A 19,321-nucleotide genomic window follows, 5' to 3' on the forward strand; every position below is an offset into this window, starting at 1 on the left:
TTTTGGAACCTGCCTCGCCTTTGCCGAGTTTGCTGTTATTCTTCTGCTGATGAAGTCCGGGCTATCCTGCCTGGGCAGGAAGGCCGATGACGGAACGACCCATTTCCATCAGCGAACGCGGCCTGGTCGGGCGTCTTGCTCTAAGTCGGCTGGCGACGCGGGCCTCGATGATCTTCGAGCGTGGCTGGCCGTTGCTGCTGCCGCTGGCAGTCGTGGCCGGCCTGTTCCTCAGCGTCTCGTGGCTGGGCCTGTTCCAGCACCTGCCGGATCCGCTGCGGATCGGCCTCCTGGTTCTCTTCGCAGCCTCGGCGCTCGCGGCTCTCTATCCGCTGCGCTTCTTCCGCATTCCCTCCGCCGCCGAGGTCGACCGGCGCATCGAGACGGCGAACGCTTTGCTGCACAGCCCCGTGYAGGTGCAGACGGACCGGCCGAGCGGTGCGGAAAGCCTGTTCTCGCACGCGCTGTGGCGCGAGCACCAGAAGCGCATGGCCGAGCGGCTCTCCAGCCTCGGCGCCGACAGGCCGCGCACGCGCGTGCCGGATTACGACCGCTGGGGGCTGCGGGCGCTCGTTGGCCTGCTCTTCGTCACCGCCTTTGCCTTCTCCTTCGGGCCTTTCGGCGGCAGGGTCAGCGACGGCTTCGTCGCCCGCGCCGCACATGATGTCGTGCCGCCGCGCATCGACGCCTGGGTGACACCGCCCGCCTATACCGGCAGACCGCCGCTGTTCCTGACCGCCGACGCCAATCAGGCTGCGCAGACCTTCAGCGTCCCGCAAGGCAGCGACGTGTCGCTGCGCGTTACCGGCGGTTCCGGCGAGGAAACGCTGAGTTATGCCGATCCGAGCGGCAATGCCCGCGCCATCGAGCCAGCCGCGCCCAAGGGCCTCGAGCCTGCCGCCGGGCAAGCTGCGCCCAAGGTGCGCCAGTTCTCAGGCAAGCTGAACAGCGACGGCATGCTGACGCTGAAGTCCGGTGACGACGATCTCGGCCACTGGGCGTTCGCGATCATTCCGGACAAGCCTCCGACGATCCGTTTCGTCGGCGAGCCGAAGCGCGCCGTCAACGGCGCCATCGAGCTCAACTACCAGATCGACGACGACTATGGCGCCGCCTCCGCCAAGGCTGTTTTCCAGCTGTCGGATCCACCGCCGGCCAGTGCCCATCCGCTCTATGGCCCGCCCGATATGCCGCTGACGCTGCCGCGCCGCGGCGGCAAGGCGAATGCCGCCAAGACCACCAAGGATCTGACCGAGCATGTCTGGTCCGGCAGCAGCATCAAGCTGACGCTGACTGCCACCGACGATGCTGGCCATACCGCCAGCAGCGAAACCAAGACGCTCGTGATGCCCGAGCGGCCCTTCTCCAATCCGTTGGCCCGCGCCGTGATCGAGCAGCGCCGGATGCTGGCGCTCGACACCAACGCTAAGCGGCGCGTGCTCGACCTGATGGACGCGATCACGCTGCGCCCCGAGGACACCTTCGACAACATGTCGCATTACCTGGCGATCATGAGCGCGAGAAGCCGGCTGAAGCTAGCGGGCAACGACGACCAGATGCGCAATGAGGTGTCCTATCTGTGGGAGATCGCGCTCGGCATCGAGGAAGGCAATCTGTCGGCTGCGGAGAAGCGGCTGCRCCAGGCGCAGCAGGCGCTGCAGGACGCCATCAAGAACGGCGCCAGCGACGAAGAGATCAACAAGGCGATGAAGGAACWGCGCGAGGCGATGAACCAGTTCCTGCAGGAATTCGCCCAGCGCGCCCAGCAGAACCCGAACGCGCCGCAGATGCAGCAGCAGAACGGCCGCGAACTGCGCCAAAGCGATATCAACCGGATGATGGACGAGATCGAGAACCTCGCCAAATCCGGTGACCGCGACAAGGCCCAGCAGCTCCTGTCGGAGTTGCAGGACATGATGAACAACCTGCAGGCCGGCCGCCAGCAGCCGGGCGGCGAGCAGGACAGCGAGATGCGCCAACAGATGGACAAGCTTGGCGAGATCATGCGGCGCCAGCAGGAGATGATGAACGACACCTTCCGCCTCGACCAGATGCAGCGTGGCGAGCGGCAGCACGGCGCAAATCGCGACGACCAGCTCGGCGAGGAAGGCCAGCAGGGCCAGTCGCAAGACGGGCAGAAGCCGGGCGACGGCCGCGGCCAACAAAAGCCGATGACCCCGCAGGAATTCTCGGACGCCATGAAGCAGTTGCAGGAAGGCCAGGGCCAGCTGCAGAGCGAACTCGACAAGCTGAAGAAAGGCCTCGAAGGCATGGGCATGCAGCCCAATGAAGGCTTCGGCGAGGCCGGCAAATCCATGGGCGATGCCGAGCAGGCGCTTGGGCAGGGCGAAGGCGACCAGGCCGTCGGCCATCAGGGCCGCGCGCTGGATGCGCTGCGCCGCGGCGCCAAGGACATGATGAAGCAGATGCAGGCCATGCAGGGCGATCAGGGCGGCAGCGAGCAGGGCGGACGCCAGCAGGATGCCGACCGCGATCCACTGGGCCGGCCGCGCGCCACAAGAGGTCCCGACGACGGCAGCTCGGTCAAGGTGCCGGATGAGATCGACGTGCAGCGCGCCCGCCAGATTCTCGATGCTATCCGCAAGCGCCTCGGCAACGCGTTGAGCCCCGATATCGAGCGCAGCTACCTCGAACGACTRCTCGAGCTGAAATAGCGGCTGTTCGGATTTCTTCCCGAAATCTGACACGCCGGCTGCGCCTCGTCGATAGGTCAAGCCGATTGCGGGCCGAGCCCRGTGCCGGTATCGTCATGGTCGAGGGGTCATGGCGATGATCGATTTCTGGTTTTCCATCGGCAGCACCTACACCTATCTGTCCGTGATGCGCCTTGCCCAGGTCGAGGCGCTGACCGGTATCGAATTCCGCTGGCGCCCCTTCAACGTGCGCGCCATCATGATCGAGATGGACAACATTCCCTTCGCCAGGAAGCCCGCGAAGGCCGCCTATATGTGGCGGGACATCGAGCGCCGCGCGGCAATGTACAGGTCGGTGCCGAAACTGCCGGCACCCTACCCGCTGGCCGAGCTCGAGCGTGCCAACCGCGTTGCCGTCATCRCCGCGCGTGAGGGCTGGTGCGAGGCCTATGCCTTGGAAACCTATCGGCGCTGGTTCGAGATGGGCGAGCCGGCCGGCAGCGAGCCGAACATATCGGCAAGCATCGAGAAGGCTGGCCAGAAGCCGGAAGAGATCCTGCGGCAGGCCGACAGCGACGACRTCAAGGCCGATCTCTCGGGCGCGACGGAGCAGGCCAAGTCGCTCGRCATCTTCGGCTCGCCGAGTTTCCTTGTCGACACCGAATTGTTCTGGGGCGACGACCGGCTGGACGATGCCATACGTTGGCTGAGGCAGATGGAAAGCGGCCCGCCGGATTGAACCGGGCCGGTCAGCAATTCAAAGATTGGCCGTTGCCTGCGCCTGCCTGGTCAGCATGAAGGCCTCGCGGATCGCAGTCTCCATGCCGTCGATCGCTTCGCCRGTCGCCAGCGGGTTGCGATGCAGCACCACATTGGAGGAATCGATGTCGCCGAAGCYGTCGGCGGCGGTCAGCTCGCGACAGTCGGGCGGGATGTTGCTGCGCGAGATCGGCGCGATCGCCAGGCCGGAAGTGACCGCAAGCGTCAGGCCGCCATTGGTGTCGCTGGTATAGGCGACGCGATAGTCGAGGTCGCGCTGCTGCAGCGATTTGATCGCGAAGTCGCGGCACCAGCCGTCGCGGCTGTAGAGCGCGATCGGCACCGGCCGCTCCTCATGCATGTGATGCAGCTTGGAGGTCACCCACACCGTCGGATCGTGCATCAGCACCTCGCCGCCCGAAAAGCCTTCCCACTCGAACACCACCGCGAGGTCGAGTTCTCCTGCCGCAAGCGCTTTTACCTGCGAGGCCGAATGGGCGTAGCGCACGGTGACCTCCACGCGCGGATGGCGCTTGGCGAATTCGCCGAGCGCCCGCGACAGGATCGAGCGGCCATATTCGGCGGGTATGCCGATGCGCACCAGCCCGCCGAGCGGCGGCGCCACCAGCGACGCCGCCGTCTCGTCGAGCAGCGTCACGATTCGGCGGGCATTGGCGATGAGTTCGCCGCCGCGCCGTGTCAGCGCCACGCCGCGCGAGCCGCGCTCGAACAGGCTGTCGCCGATCATTTCCTCCAGCTTTTTCATCTGCATGGAGACTGCCGACTGGGTGCGTCCTGCCTTCTCGGCGGCCTTGGTGAAATTGCCAGTTTCAGCCACTGCCACGAAGGTGCGCAGGAGGTCGCTGTCGAGATTGGGCTTCATCGAAGTCGCCATAAGAAATTTTGATTACTGGTATCATTCCAATTCGTTTGCAACATGTCAAACGCAGCAGGATAGTCGTCTCACCCATTGGATATGCGGCCGCGAAATCGGCCGCGGACCAATTCGAAGAGTCCTCACTCGTGCCCGCTGCCCGAAAACGGTGGCGGGCTCTTTTTCGCTGGATCGAGCATGCATAACCGGACGGCGCTTGGCATCCTCAGCCTCTGCCTGGGCGTTCTGGTGTTTTCTCTGCAGGATCCACTGGTGAAAGCCGTGTCGGGCGCCTATCCGGTCACGGAGGTGATGGCGATCCGCGCCGTTGTCGCGCTGCCGATCCTGGTCATTATCGTCCACGCCGATGTCGGGCTGAAGGCGCTGCTCTCGAAGCGAGCGGGCACGCTGACGCTGCGCGCTTTCATCCAGTTCTCGTCCTATACGGTCTATTACCTGGCGATCGCTGCCCTATCGCTGGCCGACGCGATAGCGCTTTATTTCATGGCGCCGCTTTTCATCATGGCGCTCGCGGGCCCCTATCTCGGCGAGCGCGTCTCCTGGCAGACGCTGGCGACGGTGCTCATCGGCCTTGTCGGCGTGATCGTGATGCTGCGGCCGGGCGCCGGATTGTTCGATTGGGCGGCGCTGCTGTCGCTGGGCTCAGCCTTTCTCTACGGCTTCTCGCAGCTGATGGCGCGCCGGATCGGCGATACCGAATCTTCCACCGTCATGGCCTTCTACCAGAATGGCGCCTATCTCACCGGAGCCGTCGTCGTCGCCACTGTTTTTCATCTCGCCGGCATAACTCATGCGGTCCACCCCAGCGTCGATTTCCTGGTGCGGCCCTGGGTCTGGCCGGCGCTGCCGGACTTGTTCAAGATGGCGGCCTGCGGCCTGGTGGCTTCCGCCGGCATGATCCTCTTGTCGCAGGCCTACCGGATGGCGCCCGCCAACCGCGTCGCCACCTTCGAATATACCGGTATCCTGTGGTCGCCGCTTTGGGGCTTCCTGWTCTTCGCCGAGGTTCCTCGCGCAGCGACAGTGCTCGGCGCGGCGCTGATCATCGGCGCCGGTCTGCTTGCGCTCAGCGGGGAACGCCGTCGCAATGCCGTACCGGCACTCGCGGCAACCGGTGATGCGGCTTGATAACGATCAGGCGAAACAGCCGCGACGCGCTTTATTGTGCCCTTGTCAGGGCGCGCGGCGCTGCAAGGGCGCGGCCGACGCCGGCGCGGATCTCGGCAAGCGTGAAGGGCTTCTGCATGACGTCGAGAATGATGCCGTTCAGTTCCTCGGCGCGCTCGCGCTGATCGGCGTAGCCGGTCATCAGCATGATCTTCATCGACGGGAACTGATTCGCCGCCGCCATCGCCATCTCGATGCCGTCCATCTCCGGCATGCGGATGTCGGACACCACCAGATCGTAGTCGCCGCGGGCTTGGCAGATCAGCGCTAGCCCCTGCGCACCGTCGGCGGCGATGGTGACATTGTGCCCGTCGCGCTCGAGCGCACGGGCTGCGAGGGTGCGGACGGACTCATCGTCCTCGACGATCAGAAGCTTTGCCATGCCCAGATACATGGCGGGGAAACGTTGACGTTTTCTGAAAATTTGAAATGTCGACGAGGGCCTTCCCGGAATTCGCTCCCACGCTTCCTCAAGCGCCGCCCTTGACCACACCGACAAACGGCAGTTCCCGGAACGCGTGCGCGACATCCATGCCGTAGCCGACGACGAAATAGTCGGGGCAGTCGAAGCCGACATAGTCGGCGTTGAGCGTCGTCTGGCGGCGCATGCGCTTGTCGAGCAGCACCGCGATGGCGCAGCTCCTGGCCCCGCGCGACAGCATGAGGTCGCGAGTGAAGGAGAGCGTCTTGCCGGATTCGAGGATGTCGTCGATCAACAGCACGTCGCGGCCGGCGACCTCATTGTCGATGTCGCGCAGTACCTTGACCTCGCCGCTGGTAGTGCCGGCGCCATAGCTGGAGATGAAGATGAACTCGACCTCTGGCGACAAGCCGACATCATGCATGGCGCGGATGAGATCGGCGGCGAAGACGAACGAGCCCTTAAGGATCGAGATGACCAGAAGGTCGTGATAGTCGCGCCCGGCGATCTCTTTCGCGAGCTCGAGATTGCGGCGGGCGATCGCCGACGCCGAAAACAGGACCTCAATGTCCTTGCCGCGCACGACTGGCATTAACTACCTTCCCAAAGAAATTGCCGTAGGCGTGTTGAGATACGGTCTGGCCGAGCCGGAGTCAAAGACGTCCGCGGAACGAAAGAATGGCGGGCTCCGAGAACCGGAGCGAAGGCCGGCATCATCTGAACATCTAAGAGCTTAAACCGCGTCGCCTGAGTCCGTTTCGTCCCGACGCCTTTAAATCGCTGCTTTGATGCATGTCGTTCTCCCAAAACCACTGCGCAGTTTTGGCCGACAAGTATCAGCCGGCGAAGGTGACCGATACGGCCTTCACGCCGTTTCTGGGCACATCGAGGCGGCTCGAAAAGCCGAATCTTTCGCCGGGCGCCAGCGAGCGATTGGATGTCCCCAGCCTGTAGCGGATGACGTTGCTTGCCTTGTCGGTGACGCGGATTTCGAGCGGCGGCAGGGATGCCGCCTTTGGCCCGTCATTGGCGGCCTCGCCGTCGACGAATAGCACGGGCTTCAATCCGGACGCATCGATTCGYGACGTCACGCCCGAAATGCTGAGCGCGCTTGCCGGCTGAGGACTTGCCCAGTACGGGCTCTGGCGTACCAATGCATGTCCGCCCGACACCCAGAAGGCGGCGAGCGCCGCACCGACGCCGGCGACCCAGAAAACCGGGCCGCCGCGAGAGGCCGGCCGGGCTGGCGCGACCTCCGGTCGACGCAGCATGTCCATGCCTTCGAACGAAGGCGTCGACGGAATTTGCGGCGGTGGCGCCGCCGCAGACCCCGCACGGCTACCAAATCGAGGCAGCACCACGTAGTCGGCATCGACGATATCGGCCGGCGCGTCGAACTTGGTGCGCTCCGGCGCTGCATTTACCGCCATGCCGGTCATGATTTCGCCGGAAACAGGGCGCGCGGTTCGATCCTCAGCCATTACGGCCCCAGTGCAATCTTCGTTTGTTTTGGGTAAACGGAAATGGTTAATGCTTCCCCACCGGAACCGCTGTGGAACGTCGAAAAAGAGCAGAAATTAACCGACGATTAACCATGCCAGCCGATGGTCTTGGCAGAAAACGGGCTGGCAGGACGCCGCCCAAGATTTCAGGTTGCCGAACGTGATCCGCTTCGAAAATGTCGGCCTCCGTTATGGCATGGGTCCGGAGATCCTCCGCGACATTTCCCTGCACATTCCGGAGCGCTCCTTTCAGTTCCTGAGCGGTCCCTCGGGTGCCGGCAAGACGACCTTGCTGCGTCTGCTCTTCATGTCGCTGAAGCCGACACGCGGCCTGATCACCATTTTCGGCAAGGACCGCTCGCGCATCACGCGCAGCGAGCTGCCGCTCCTGCGCCGCCRCATCGGTGTGGTGTTCCAGGATTTCCGCCTGCTCGATCACATGACAACCTATGAGAACGTCGCGCTGCCTTTGCGCGTGCGCGGGCGCGAGGAGGCGAGCTACCGCACTGACGTCACCGAATTGCTGAAATGGGTCGGCCTCGGCGACCGCATGCATGTGCTGCCGCCGGTCCTGTCCGGCGGCGAGAAGCAGCGCGCCGCGATCGCGCGGGCGCTGATCGAGCAGCCGGAGATCCTGCTTGCCGACGAGCCGACCGGCAATGTCGATCCGCCGCTGGCGCGCCGGCTGCTGRGGCTCTTCATCGAGCTCAATCGGCTGGGCACGGCCGTGGTCATCGCCACCCACGACCTCGGCCTGATGGAGCAGGTCGATGCGCGGCGCATGATTCTCGCCGGCGGAAGGCTGGATATCTATGACTGACCTTCCGGCCCATCAGTTGCACGACGAAGCGGCCCCGACGACGGCGACCGTCCGGCGCACGCAGCGCCGCATGGCGCCGATCGTTCCGGCGCAGAACGTCGCCGGCCGGGCGCTGATGCTGGTCATCGCCATCATGACATTTCTCTCCTGCCTGACCTTCGGCGCCGTGACGCTGGTGCGTGACACCGCTTCGGTCTGGGAAAACCAGATCTCGCGCGAAGCGACGATCCAGATAAAGCCGGCCGAAGGCCTCGACATGGAAGCGGCGCTCGCGAAGGCGTCGCAGATCGCCAGCGAGTTTCCCGGCGTGAAAGGCACCAAGATCATCGACCGCGATGCGACGGCGCGCCTGCTGGAGCCGTGGCTGGGCAGCGGCCTCAACATCGATGAGCTGCCAGTGCCACGCCTCATCGTCGTCACCATCGACGAGGCCAATCCGCCCGACTTTCCCGCCATGCGCGCGGCGATCACCCCCAAGCTGCCGAGCGCGTCTCTTGACGACCACCGTACCTGGGTCGACCGGCTCGTCGCCATGGCGCATACGACGGTAACGATCGGCTTTGCCGTGCTGGCGTTGATATTGTCGGCAACGGTGCTGACGGTGGTATTCGCCACCCGCGGCGCCATGGCCGGCAACGGCCACATCATCGAAGTGCTGCATTTCGTCGGCGCCGAGGCGCGCTTCATCGCGCGCGAATTCCGCTGGCACTTCCTGGTCACCGGCATGAAGGGCGCGRCCGCCGGCGGCGCCGCCGCGATCGCCGTTTTCATCGTCTTTTCCTGGTGGTCGTCGCGCAACATGGCGACGCCGGAGGCCGACCAGGCGACCGCGCTGTTCGGCAATTTCGCCATCGGCTCCGCCGGCTATCTCGGCGTCGGCCTGATGGTGCTGGTGATCGGCGCGCTGACCGCGGCAACCTCGCATGCCACCGTCGTTGCTTATCTCAACGATATCGACATGCGCCAGCCGGACGCGGCCTGATCATGATCCGACCGGTGTCACAAGATGAAAGCCGGGCTGAAGTCATGAGGCTGAGGCGAGCAAACGATCACGCAGTGGGCAGTTGACGTAACGCAATGTGCGCCGTCTCATCTACCAAAGCCGGCATTTCGGAGTTAACCATAGGGTGTTTTCAGGATTAACCTGGGGATGATGGAAGCGAGGGACTCGACCAGGACGGCTGGACGGATGCCAGTGGCGCTTGCGCGCGCCGCCGCACCCGCCAGGCCTGGTCGTCTCAGATTTGCGCTTCGCATCTGCGGTTTCTTGCTGCTTGCCTCGCTGGCGCTTTTCGCCGGCGGCTTCGGATGGTTTGCCGACAAGGTCAGCCACATGACGACGCCGGTCAATCCGGCCAAGGCCGATGCCATCATCGTGCTCACCGGCGGCCAGTCCCGGCTCGACGCCGCCATGGACCTGCTGGCATCCGGCAAGGGCCAGCGGCTGCTGATCAGCGGCGTTCACCCTTCGGCCAGCCGCCGTCAGTTGCAGGCGGCGCTTGGCGGCGACAAGCAGCTCTTCTCCTGCTGCGTCGACATCGACCGCGCCGCGCTCKACACGATCGGCAATGCCGAGGAAAGCGCCAAATGGGTGGAGAGCCATGCCTATGGCAGCATCATCCTCGTCACCAACAACTACCACATGCCGCGCAGCCTGCTTGAGATGGGCCGGCTGCTGCACGGCGCGCGGCTCGAGCCCTACCCGGTGGTCAACACCAATCTCGGCAATGGCGGCTGGCTGACCAAGCCGGAAGCGCTGCGCGTGCTGCTCACCGAGTACAGCAAATATGTGCTGGCGCTGGCGCGCGGCATCGTTCCCCTGCGTCCGAAAGCCGAGGGCGTCACGCTCGCGGAAGCTTCCACGGTAAAGAACTAGGCGTCACGCCGCGGATCCTCGCGCAGCCGCGCGATCTCCTGCTCCAGACGTTCGATGCGCCGGTCGCGCTCGGCAAGTGCCGCGGCCACRTCTGCCGCCTCGAAGCGCTGCGGGATATGCTGCGCGCAATTGGCATCCCAGGCGATGACGGTGAAGAGGATCGCCTGCTCCGGCCGCGCCTTGTAGTTTGCCGGCATCAGCCTGACCGTAAGGTCCGCATCGTCCTCGACCACGCGCGCCCTGCCCCAGATCTTGATGCGCTGGCGAAGCATGTAGTCGATCAGGAACAGGAAGGCTTGGGCATTGTCGGCAAGATTGCCCTGCGTGATGAACTGCCGGTTGCCTGCGAAATCGGCAAAGCCGATCGTGTGCTCATCGAGCACCTTGAGAAACCCGGCGGGACCGCCGCGGTGCTGGATATAGGGCTGGCCCCGGYCGTTGGCCGTCGCCAGGAACACGCTGGTTTGCGCCTCGATGAAGGCGGCGAGATCGGGCATGATCGCAGCGCGCCAGCCGCCGCGCTCCTCGACCCGGGCATAGGCCTCGCGCGAACCCTTGCGCGCCTGGATCGCCTTGACGGTGGGCGTGAAGGCAACATCGCTGGTGAAGGCGTTCATGGCGGCGCTCCTCGGACGAATTGCCACGATAGTTAGCCCCTTCCAATTAGCGGATGTAGAACGCATATTCGCAATCTATCCTTCCATTTTTCAGAAGACTGAATGGATCGCCTTGACGCCATGTCGCTGTTCGTCGCCACGGTGGAGGCCGGCAGCCTTTCCGCCGCCGGGCGCCGCGCCGGGATGCCGCTGGCGACCGTCAGCCGCAAGCTTTCGGATCTGGAGAGGCACCTCAAGACCCGCCTGCTCAACCGCTCGACACGGCGCCTMACCCTGACCGACGCCGGCCAGTCGTATCTCGCCGCCTGCYGCCRCATCCTCGCCGAGGTGAGCGAGGCCGAGCGCRCCGCCGCTGGCGAATACACGAGCCCGACCGGCGAACTGGCCGTCACCGCGCCGGTCGTCTTCGGGCGGCTGCATGTGCTCCCCGTGGTCACCGGCTTTCTCGCCRCCTATCCCGATGTCGACATCCGCCTGACGCTGTCCGACCGGATCGCCCAATTGGTCGAGGAGCATATCGACCTTGCCGTCCGCATCGGCGAGTTGCCCGATTCGGCCATGGTCGCAATGCGCGTCGGCTCGATCCGCCGCATCGTCTGCGCAAGCCCGGCCTATCTTGCCGAGCACGGCACGCCGGCTGAACCACGGGACCTCGCCGGCCATAACTGCATCACCTTTGAAGGGCTTGCCTCTCCCGCCACATGGAGTTTCGCTACCGGCAGGAGCGAGAGCGCTGTTCCTGTCCGCTCCCGGCTGCAGGTCAACACGGCCGAGGCGGCAATCGATGCGGCGCTCGCCGGGCTCGGCCTGACGAAAGTGCTCTCCTATCAGGCGGACGCCGCCGTGCGCGCGGGCGCGCTTCAGGTGGTACTCGAGCGCTTCGAGCCGCCGCCCTGGCCGGTCAACCTCGTGCATGCTGGCCAGGGCCTGCTTCCGGTGAAATTGCGCGCCTTCCGCGATTTCGCCGCGCCGCGCCTTAAGGAGCGGCTGGCGCAGTCATTGTGACGGTTCGACCACCGCGCGTTTCCTTTTTGCCCACGCTTGGTGTAACCAACGCACACTTCCACACCGGGCTCTTTCCCGCATGCTCTATATCCGCTCGCTGGCGTTCAACTTCGCCTTCTATCTCAGCCTGATCGTCCAGATGATCTTCTGGACGCCGTATTATTTCCTGTCGCCGCRCCATCGCGCCTGGTTCGTGCCAAAATTCTGGTCGCGCACCTCGATGTGGCTCTACGACAAGATCRCCGGCACGAAGAACGAGATCACGGGGCTGGAGAACCTGCCCGAAGGTTCCTTCATCCTGGCGCCCAAGCACCAGTCCTTCTGGGACGCGATCGCTTTCTTCCCCTATCTCAGGGATCCGCTCTACATCCTTAAGCGCGAGCTGACCTGGATTCCCTTCTTCGGCTGGTACATCATGAAGATGCGCATGATCCCGGTCGACCGCGGCAGCCGCTCGAAAGCGCTGAAGACGGTCGTGGCTGCTACCAAGGCGGAGATGGCGCGCAACCCCCGCCAGCTCATCATCTACCCGGAAGGCACGCGCCGCCCGCCGGGCGCCGAGCCCTCCTACAAATACGGCATCGTCGAGCTCTACACCCAGTTGGGCGTGCCGGTGGTGCCGGTCGCCCATGTCGCCGGCCTCTACTGGCCGCGCCGCAAGTTCATGCGCTTCCCCGGCACCATCAAGGCCCGCTTCCTGCCGCCGATCCCGCCGGGGCTCGGCAAGGAGGAATTCATGCAGCGGCTGATCCACGAGACGGAGGCCGCCTGTGACGAGTTGCTGGTCGAGGCCTCGCGCTCGCCGAACCCGCCGCCCATGCCGCCGACGGCGCTCAAGCGGCTGGCGGAACTCGGTGCTGCGGCAAGGACGTGACCCCGCTCACGGCATGGCCGCCAGGGCAGTCGTCAGCACCAACGTCGCAGCGAAAACCAGATTGATGAACCGCGACGCCAGCGGATTGCGCAGCAGCCRCCCGAAAACCGTTCCGGCGAGAAGCCAAATCACGTGAATGGCGACGATCATCGCCGCGAGCACCAGCAGCTTGGTCGAAAGCGCGAGCTCGTCGACCTTCGATGAGGCGCCCGCGAATACCGCACCGATCGCCACATAGGCTTTCGGATTGGCGACGGCGAGCATCAAGCCGCCGAGAAAACTGGGGCGTGCGGCAGCATCTCCCTGGTCGGCAAGCGGCGGCGCGGTCGCAATCCTGAGGGCGAGGTAGAGGATGTAGGCCGCCGAAGCGACCGTCAGCACCGGCGCCATCCCAGGCATTGAAGCCAGCATGCCGACGACGCCGGCGGCCACCACCAGAAGCACGGCGACCGTTCCAAGCACGACGCCCGAAGTGTAGCGCAGCGAAGGGCGCAGGCCGAAGGCCGCGCCGGTCGCGGTCACGCTGATCGTCGCCGGCCCGGGACTGCCCATGACGACGGCCGCCGCCATGACCAGCGCCAGCACCTGCTGCCATGATTGCGCTCCGGACAGAACTCCGACCATGCCGACCCCATTCCTGCCGTGTCACGGCAGGGAGTACGAGTGATCGTCACGGCAGTCTTGAACGATCGTGCGCCAATGCTAGGCGCTGGCGCGGTCGAGCGTGGCGACATCGTCGGCGGAAAGTTTCAGCGATGCCGCGCGGATCAGGCTGTCCATCTGGGCGGGTGTCGTGGCACTGGCGATCGGCGCAGTGATGCCCGGCCGCGCCATGATCCAGGCGAGCGCCACCTCCGCCTGCTTGGCCGCATGGCGCTCGGCCACGGCGTCGAGCGCTGAAAGAATGCGCATGCCGCGCTCATTGAGATAGCCGGCAACGCCTTCGCCGCGCGCGCTTTGGCCGAGATCGGCCTTGCTGCGGTATTTGCCGCTGAGGAACCCCTTGGCGAGGCTGAAATAGGTGATGACGCCGAGGCCTTCTACCTTGCATAGGTCGAGCAGCGGGCCGTCCAGCGAAGCGCGGTCGTACAAATTGTATTCGGGCTGCAGAACCTGGTAACGGGGCAGGCTGCGCAGGCTGGCGACATCGAGCGCCGCGCGCAATTGCCCGGCATCGAGGTTGGAGCAGCCCGGGTAACGGATCTTGCCCTTCTCGAGCAGGCGTTGATAAGCGCCGAGCGTTTCCTCGTAAGGCGTGGCCGGGTCCGGCCAATGCGAGAGATAAAGGTCGATGACGTCGGTCTGCAGCCGCTTCAGCGATTGATCGACCGCCTTTTCGATATAGGCCGCGGAAAGGTCCTTCCTGCCCTGCCCCATGTCGGAGCCGACCTTGGTGATGACCACGACCTTGTCGCGGTTTCCGCGGGTTTTCATCCAGTTGCCGATGATGGTCTCGGATTCGCCGCCTTTGTTGTCGGGAGCCCAGCGCGAATAGGAATCTGCGGTGTCAACAGCATTGAAGCCGGCCTCGGCGAACCGATCCAGCAGGTCGAAGGAGGTCTTCTCGTCGGCGGTCCAGCCGAACACGTTGCCTCCCAGAACCAGCGGCGCGATGGAAAGGTCGGTGCGACCGAGACGGCGTTTCTGCAAGATTTGATCTCCGTGATGCTGGGATGGGCTTCGATGCCCCTGGGATGGATTTGCCGATAAGCTAGGTCTCGCCCGGCCAGGATCAAAGGCATGGTTTTGCTTTTTGATCGGGCCCGGCCTTCACGAAGGCGCCACCTGCCGCCCGACCTGTTCCAGCCAGTGGTCGCGTATGCCGAGCGCCTTCAAGTGTTCGAGCGTGCTGAGCACATAATCCTCGTTCCTGCCCGACTGACCAACGGCGCCGCGCACGACGGCCGCGGCATGCCTGGCATCGAGCGCGCCGGCATATTGCTCATGCGCCCGGTCGACGATGTAGGCGACCGCCTCGACCGTTCCGCCGCTGCCTCCTCCTCCGCTCCCGTCGAGTCGGACGTCGAGCATGCGTTCGAGATAGACGCTGGTCACCAACTCGCGCTCGCGCAGATAGGAAAGAACTTCGTTGCGCAAATCGCCGGGCACGCGAAAGGCGAGCCCGATGCAGGAGCCGCCGCGGTCGAGACCGAGCACCAAGCCGGGCCTCTCGCGCGTGCCGCGATGCACGAAGGAATAGACGCAAAGCGCCCGGCGATAACCGTAAAGACGGGCGCGCCGTGTCTCGACATGTGCGAATCCCGGCCGCCAGATCAGCGACCCATAGCCAAAAACCCAAAAATCGCCCATATCGCCAAGCCTTATCGCAGTCGAGTGACGACATCGCACCGGCAAGGTGTTTCTTCTGTCCCCGCTTGTTGTGCGTAAGAATAACCGCCCGCTCGCCGCATGAGGGGTTAACGAGAGCCGCAGCATGACGTCAAGTGACGAGCGATCGCCCAACTATCGCCGCCGGCTTTTGTGGCTTGCCGCCTTCATCCTGGTGCTGTTCGCGCTTTACAGCGCAGGCTGGTTCTATCTCGCCGACAGGGTCAAGACCGAGGCCGATCAGGYCGTGGCAAGACTCGGCAGCAAGGGCATCGCCGCCGGCTGCGCCAACATGACCGTCAGCGGCTATCCGCTGAGTTTTGYGGTCTCCTGCGACAACGTCGCCTATGAGGACGACGCCAAGAACATCGCCGCTTCCGCCGGCAGCTTCAACGCGGTCGCCCAGATCACGCAGCCGCTGTCGCCGGTCGCCGACGTCAGGGGTCCGCTCAGAACCTCGGCGCCGGGCATGCCGCCGCTGTGGATCGACTGGGACAAGCTGCGCGCGACGGTCAACCTCTCCTGGCCCTTGCCGCGGCGCGTCTCGCTGCAGGCCGAGGGATTGTCCGGCCAGACCGACCCAGYCGATGATTCGGACCCGGCCGAGCTGTTCTACGCGGCAAAGGCGGYCGGACAGTTGGAACCCAGGGGCCAGGATGTCACCTATGCCGGCAGCTTCAGCRATCTCGAGATCGACGCCGACGCGATCGGCGGACGCGCTGTGCCGGCCCTTGACGGCAGTGGCGAGGCGACGTTGAAGAACGGCATCGCGCTGATCGCCGGGCCGCCGAAAAGCCTGCGCGGCCAGTCGGTCGACATCGCCAGGCTCGACCTGTCGTCGGGAACGGCGCGGGTGACCGTGTCCGGACCGGTCTCTGTCGATGCGGACGGCCTGATCGATGCCAACCTGACGATCAAGCTCAAGGACCCCAAGGCGGTGGCCGCCATCCTCGCCGGCGCCATCCCCGAGCACAAAAGCGAGATCGAGCAGGGCTTTGCCGGCTTGGCGATGCTCGGCAACGAGCCGTCCATGCCGCTCAGGGTCGTCAAGGGCAAGGCGTCGCTCGGCTTCATCCCTCTGGGCAAGATCAAGCCGGTCGAGTAGAGCATGGTCCCGAAAGTGGGAATGTCATTGGATGCCAAGCCCAGCCAGACTGCTCAGCGTCGGCGCATTCACCCTCGACACGATCCTGCATGTCGAGACGCTTCCCACGCATCAGGGCAAGTTCATCGCCAGCGACGGTGTCCAGCTCGCCTCGGGGATGGCGACGAGCGCCGCCTGCGCCGCGCATCGCCTCGGCGCCAGCGTGTCGCTTTGGGCGAGCGCAGGAGACGACGCGGTCGGCGATCAGCTGATCGCCGAGATCGAGGCCGAAGGGGTCGACTGCAGCCTGATCCGCCGTGTCGCCGGCGCACGTTCGGCGCTGGCCGCGATCCTGGTGGATGCCCATGGCGAGCGCATTATCGTGCCGTTCTATGACGGCAAGGCCCAGGCCGATCCCGAGACCTTGCCGCTTGCCGATCTTTCCGCCTTCGATGCCGTGCTGGTGGATGTGCGCTGGCCGGGCGCCGCAGCACTCGCCTTGACCGCCGCGCGGGATGCGGGCCTTCCGGCGATCCTCGATGCCGACACGGTACCGGTCGAGGTGCTGGAGCGGCTGCTGCCGCTGGCCACGCATATCGTCGCCTCGGAACCGGCGGCGCGCATCGTCTGCGGCCACGCGCTGGATCCGGAAAGCGCCTGCGCCGACCTAGCCTCGCGCACCGACGCTTTCGTCGCGGTGACGGGAGGCGCCGCCGGAACCTGGTGGCATGACCGGGAGGCCGGCGAGGTGCGCCATGTCGAGGCGCCGAAGGTGAAGGCAGTGGACACGCTCGCCGCCGGCGATGTTTTTCACGGCGCCTTTGCCGTCGGCCTTGCCGAAGCGATGCCGCCGGAACAGGCGCTGCGTTTTGCCAGCGCCGCCGCCGCGCTCAAATGCCTGCGCTTCGGCGGCCGGCTCGGCGCGCCGAATAGAGCCGAGACATTGGCCATGATGGCGACGTGCTGGCCGCCTTCGGAACAGGCCTGAGAAGAAGCTTAAGTTTTCGCGCCAGGATGCTCGACCGCCTGGCGGCCGAAATCCGGCGCGTCGATATCCTGGCCGGCCTCGATGATCGAGCGGCGGATGGCGCGCGTGCGGGTGAAGAGATCGAACAGCTTCTCGCCGTCGCCCCAGCGGATCGCCCGCTGCAGCGAGGCCAGATCCTCCGAGAAGCGCGCCAGCATTTCCAGGATCGCATCCTTGTTGTGCAGGCACACGTCCCGCCACATGGTCGGGTCGGAGGCCGCCAGTCGCGTGAAGTCGCGGAAACCGGAGGCTGAGTATTTGATCACCTCAGTCTTGGTCACCGCTTCCAGGTCGTCGGCGGTACCGACGATGTTGTAGGCGATGATGTGCGGCAGATGCGAGACGATGGCCAAGGTCATGTCGTGATGCTGCGGGTCCATCGTGTCGATGTTGGAGCCGCAGCGCCGCCAGAACTCCGACAGCTTCTCCAGCGCCTGCGGGTCAGTGCCCGGCAGCGGCGTGAAGATGCACCAGCGGTTGTCGAAGAGATCRGCAAAGCCGGCATCCGGCCCGGATTTTTCGGTGCCCGCCAGCGGATGGCCGGGGATGAAATGCACGCCCTCCGGCACATGCGGCTCGATCTGCGTGATGACGGAGGCCTTGGTCGAGCCGACATCGGTGAGAATGGCGCCCTTCTTCAGCGCAGGCGCGATCTCGGCGGCGACCTCGCCGGACGATCCGACCGGCACCGAGACGATGACGAGATCCGCGTCGCGCACTGCCTCCTTGGCATCCGTGCTGTAGGAATCGCCGAGATCGAGCTCCTCGGCCCGCTTGAGCGTCGATTGGCTGCGCGTCGCGATGGCGATATGGCGGGCAAGGCCCTCGCGGCGGATGACGCGGGCGAGGGACGAGCCGATCAGGCCGATGCCGACCAGCGCTATTCTTTCGAACATCGGTGCTGCCATGGTGTCCTAGCTTTTCAGGAAATTCGTCAGCGCTTCGACGACGCCGCGATTGGCCTCTTCGGTGCCGATGCTCATGCGCAGCGCATTGGGGAAGCCGTAGCCGGTGACGCGGCGCAGGATATAGCCGCGCGCGCTCAGATAATCGTCCGCGGCTGCCGCCGAATGCTTCTCGTCGTCGGGAAAATGGATCAGCACGAAATTGCCGACGCTTGGCGTCACGCGCAGCCCGAGCAGGGTTACCTGCTCGCTGACCCAGGCCAGCCATTTCTCGTTATGCGCGACACTGCGCTCGACATGCGCGCGGTCGCGGATTGCCGCGATACCGGCTTCGATCGCGGTGGCATTGACGTTGAAGGGGCCGCGCACCCGGTTGATCGCATCGACGATATGCGCCGGTCCGTACATCCAGCCGATACGCGCGCCCCCAAGCCCGAGCTTGGAGAAGGTGCGGGTCATGACCACGTTCTCGGAGCTGCCCGCCAGCTCGATGCCGGCCTCATAGTCGTTGCGCCGCACATATTCGGCATAGGCCGCGTCGAGCACCAGAAGCACGTTCTTCGGCAGGCCGGCATGYAGGCGACGCACCTCCTGGAAAGGCACGTAGGTGCCGGTCGGATTGTTGGGATTGGCGAGGAACACGATCCGGGTCGCCGGCGTCACCGCGGCCAGAATCGCGTCGATGTCGGCGCGCTCGTGGGTTTCCTTGACCGCCACCGGCTTGGYGCCCGCGGCCTGGATGTAGATCTTGTAGACCATGAAGGCGTGCTCGGTGAACACCGCCTCGTCTCTGGGCGCGAGATAGGTCTGCGCCAGGAGCCCCAGTATCTCGTCGGAGCCGTTGGAGCAGACAATGTTCGCGGGGTTGAGGCCATGCACCTCGGCGATCGCTTCGCGCAGCCGGCGGGCGGAGCCGTCGGGATAGACGTCGAGCCTGGCGGCGACTTCCCGCGCGGCCTCGATCGCCTTCGGCGAAGGCCCAAGCGGGTTTTCGTTGGATGACAGTTTGTAGACCTTCGTCACACCGGCGGGCGCCGTGCTCTTGCCCGGCACATACGCCTCGATGTCCATGATGCCCGCGCGTGGCGTTGGACGTGCCTGATCCTGCTTCATGTCACAAATCCGTCGAGAAAGCCTCAGTCCGAGGCCGCTGCGGAAATACAGGCCATGGCCCGGAATGTCGAGTGCCGGTGCCTACCCAGGGTGCTACTCCCAGAGGCTGCCCGTTGACGAAGCGCGGCACTGGCCCTAGAAGAGCAGCCGGACTTCCCGTGGTGATTTGGCCGGTCGGCTTGCAGCCACGTTAAACAATTCGCTAAAGGGCCGTTTGCAACCTGTAACCGGCTTTGCGAAGGCAAGCCGGTTTTTTGTTGTCCGCTGCCGGCCGGAC

At 65.0% G+C, this 19,321-nt stretch carries 20 protein-coding genes and 1 riboswitch; of the genes, 10 read left to right on the plus strand and 10 right to left on the minus strand.

Going from position 1 to position 19,321, the window contains the following annotated elements:
• The first annotated feature begins 86 nt into the window (after positions 1-86).
• Both ORS3428_RS10390 and ORS3428_RS10395 read left to right on the plus strand, forming a co-directional pair.
• Positions 87-2,672, plus strand: a complete 2,586-nt coding sequence (locus ORS3428_RS10390) for a TIGR02302 family protein (RefSeq protein WP_071097136.1) — start codon at positions 87-89, stop codon at positions 2,670-2,672.
• 109 nt (positions 2,673-2,781) lie between these two features.
• Positions 2,782-3,390, plus strand: a complete 609-nt coding sequence (locus tag ORS3428_RS10395) for a 2-hydroxychromene-2-carboxylate isomerase (RefSeq protein ID WP_071097137.1) — start codon at positions 2,782-2,784, stop codon at positions 3,388-3,390.
• Positions 3,391-3,408: 18 nt separating this feature from the next.
• On the opposite strand, the gene ORS3428_RS10400 is transcribed toward ORS3428_RS10395, so the two are convergent.
• The gene (locus tag ORS3428_RS10400) at positions 3,409-4,293 is read right to left on the minus strand and encodes a LysR family transcriptional regulator (RefSeq protein WP_071097384.1); all 885 of its coding nucleotides are present in this window, start codon (positions 4,291-4,293) and stop codon (positions 3,409-3,411) included.
• Between the two features lie 189 nt (positions 4,294-4,482).
• Here ORS3428_RS10400 and ORS3428_RS10405 point away from each other — a divergent pair, with 189 nt between their 5' ends.
• Entirely contained in the window at positions 4,483-5,433 is a 951-nt protein-coding gene (locus tag ORS3428_RS10405; RefSeq protein WP_071097140.1) for a DMT family transporter, read from the plus strand.
• A 31-nt stretch (positions 5,434-5,464) separates the two neighbouring features.
• Here the strand turns inward: ORS3428_RS10405 and ORS3428_RS10410 are convergent, their stop codons facing one another.
• From ORS3428_RS10410 to ORS3428_RS10420, 3 genes are all read right to left on the minus strand, one after another.
• Positions 5,465-5,854: a response regulator gene (locus ORS3428_RS10410; RefSeq protein WP_071097386.1), complete on the minus strand. Its 390-nt coding sequence runs from the start codon at positions 5,852-5,854 to the stop codon at positions 5,465-5,467.
• 88 nt (positions 5,855-5,942) lie between these two features.
• Entirely contained in the window at positions 5,943-6,485 is a 543-nt protein-coding gene (gene hpt / locus ORS3428_RS10415; RefSeq protein WP_071097142.1) for a hypoxanthine phosphoribosyltransferase, read from the minus strand.
• Positions 6,486-6,729: 244 nt separating this feature from the next.
• Complete coding sequence (locus ORS3428_RS10420) at positions 6,730-7,374, minus strand: hypothetical protein (protein ID WP_071097144.1); 645 nt, start codon at positions 7,372-7,374, stop codon at positions 6,730-6,732.
• A 181-nt stretch (positions 7,375-7,555) separates the two neighbouring features.
• Here ORS3428_RS10420 and ftsE point away from each other — a divergent pair, with 181 nt between their 5' ends.
• The 3 genes from ftsE (at position 7,556) to ORS3428_RS10435 (ending at position 10,091) form a co-directional block, all read left to right on the plus strand.
• Positions 7,556-8,215, plus strand: coding sequence for a cell division ATP-binding protein FtsE (gene ftsE / locus ORS3428_RS10425; RefSeq protein WP_071097388.1), 660 nt, complete (start codon positions 7,556-7,558; stop codon positions 8,213-8,215).
• Complete coding sequence (locus tag ORS3428_RS10430) at positions 8,208-9,197, plus strand: cell division protein FtsX (RefSeq protein ID WP_071097147.1); 990 nt, start codon at positions 8,208-8,210, stop codon at positions 9,195-9,197. The genes ftsE and ORS3428_RS10430 overlap by 8 nt, the downstream gene beginning before the upstream one ends.
• Positions 9,198-9,404: 207 nt before the next feature.
• Positions 9,405-10,091, plus strand: a complete 687-nt coding sequence (locus tag ORS3428_RS10435) for a YdcF family protein (protein WP_443136850.1) — start codon at positions 9,405-9,407, stop codon at positions 10,089-10,091.
• Here ORS3428_RS10435 and ORS3428_RS10440 read toward each other — a convergent pair.
• Entirely contained in the window at positions 10,088-10,708 is a 621-nt protein-coding gene (locus ORS3428_RS10440) for a pyridoxamine 5'-phosphate oxidase family protein (RefSeq protein WP_071097151.1), read from the minus strand. The genes ORS3428_RS10435 and ORS3428_RS10440 overlap by 4 nt on opposite strands.
• 102 nt (positions 10,709-10,810) lie before the next feature.
• On the opposite strand from ORS3428_RS10440, the gene ORS3428_RS10445 reads away from it, so the two are divergent.
• Positions 10,811-11,713, plus strand: a complete 903-nt coding sequence (locus ORS3428_RS10445; protein WP_071097153.1) for a LysR family transcriptional regulator — start codon at positions 10,811-10,813, stop codon at positions 11,711-11,713.
• 79 nt (positions 11,714-11,792) lie between these two features.
• Entirely contained in the window at positions 11,793-12,587 is a 795-nt protein-coding gene (locus ORS3428_RS10450; protein WP_071097160.1) for a lysophospholipid acyltransferase family protein, read from the plus strand.
• A 6-nt stretch (positions 12,588-12,593) separates the two neighbouring features.
• On the opposite strand, the gene ORS3428_RS10455 is transcribed toward ORS3428_RS10450, so the two are convergent.
• From ORS3428_RS10455 to ORS3428_RS10465, 3 genes are all read right to left on the minus strand, one after another.
• Entirely contained in the window at positions 12,594-13,211 is a 618-nt protein-coding gene (locus ORS3428_RS10455; protein WP_071097162.1) for a LysE family translocator, read from the minus strand.
• Positions 13,212-13,289: 78 nt separating this feature from the next.
• Entirely contained in the window at positions 13,290-14,237 is a 948-nt protein-coding gene (locus ORS3428_RS10460; protein ID WP_071097164.1) for an aldo/keto reductase, read from the minus strand.
• Between the two features lie 120 nt (positions 14,238-14,357).
• On the minus strand, positions 14,358-14,897 hold the full coding sequence (locus tag ORS3428_RS10465) for a gamma-glutamylcyclotransferase (RefSeq protein WP_071097166.1): 540 nt from the start codon (positions 14,895-14,897) through the stop codon (positions 14,358-14,360).
• A 124-nt stretch (positions 14,898-15,021) separates the two neighbouring features.
• Here ORS3428_RS10465 and ORS3428_RS10470 point away from each other — a divergent pair, with 124 nt between their 5' ends.
• The gene (locus ORS3428_RS10470) at positions 15,022-16,020 is read left to right on the plus strand and encodes a DUF2125 domain-containing protein (RefSeq protein ID WP_071097168.1); all 999 of its coding nucleotides are present in this window, start codon (positions 15,022-15,024) and stop codon (positions 16,018-16,020) included.
• A 31-nt stretch (positions 16,021-16,051) separates the two neighbouring features.
• Positions 16,052-16,987, plus strand: a complete 936-nt coding sequence (locus ORS3428_RS10475; protein WP_071097171.1) for a sugar kinase — start codon at positions 16,052-16,054, stop codon at positions 16,985-16,987.
• 8 nt (positions 16,988-16,995) lie between these two features.
• On the opposite strand, the gene ORS3428_RS10480 is transcribed toward ORS3428_RS10475, so the two are convergent.
• A complete protein-coding gene (locus tag ORS3428_RS10480; RefSeq protein ID WP_172833674.1) occupies positions 16,996-17,934 on the minus strand; it encodes a prephenate/arogenate dehydrogenase family protein in 939 nt (312 codons plus the stop codon).
• 6 nt (positions 17,935-17,940) lie between these two features.
• Positions 17,941-19,044, minus strand: a complete 1,104-nt coding sequence (hisC, locus tag ORS3428_RS10485) for a histidinol-phosphate transaminase (RefSeq protein ID WP_071097175.1) — start codon at positions 19,042-19,044, stop codon at positions 17,941-17,943.
• 148 nt (positions 19,045-19,192) lie between these two features.
• Positions 19,193-19,270: riboswitch (SAM riboswitch) on the plus strand.
• Positions 19,271-19,321 lie beyond the last annotated feature (51 nt).

The organism is Mesorhizobium sp. ORS 3428, from assembly GCF_001854785.1.
Lineage (GTDB): Bacteria > Pseudomonadota > Alphaproteobacteria > Rhizobiales > Rhizobiaceae > Mesorhizobium.

Bases quoted from the DNA above. Each gene is read 5' to 3' on its own strand.
- ORS3428_RS10410 (WP_071097386.1), bottom strand. From the start codon at position 5,854: ATGGCAAAGCTTCTGATCGTCGAGGACGATGAGTCCGTCCGCACCCTC.
- hpt (WP_071097142.1), bottom strand. From the start codon at position 6,485: ATGCCAGTCGTGCGCGGCAAGGACATTGAGGTCCTGTTTTCGGCGTCG.
- ORS3428_RS10465 (WP_071097166.1), bottom strand. From the start codon at position 14,897: ATGGGCGATTTTTGGGTTTTTGGCTATGGGTCGCTGATCTGGCGGCCG.
- ORS3428_RS10475 (WP_071097171.1), top strand. From the start codon at position 16,052: ATGCCAAGCCCAGCCAGACTGCTCAGCGTCGGCGCATTCACCCTCGAC.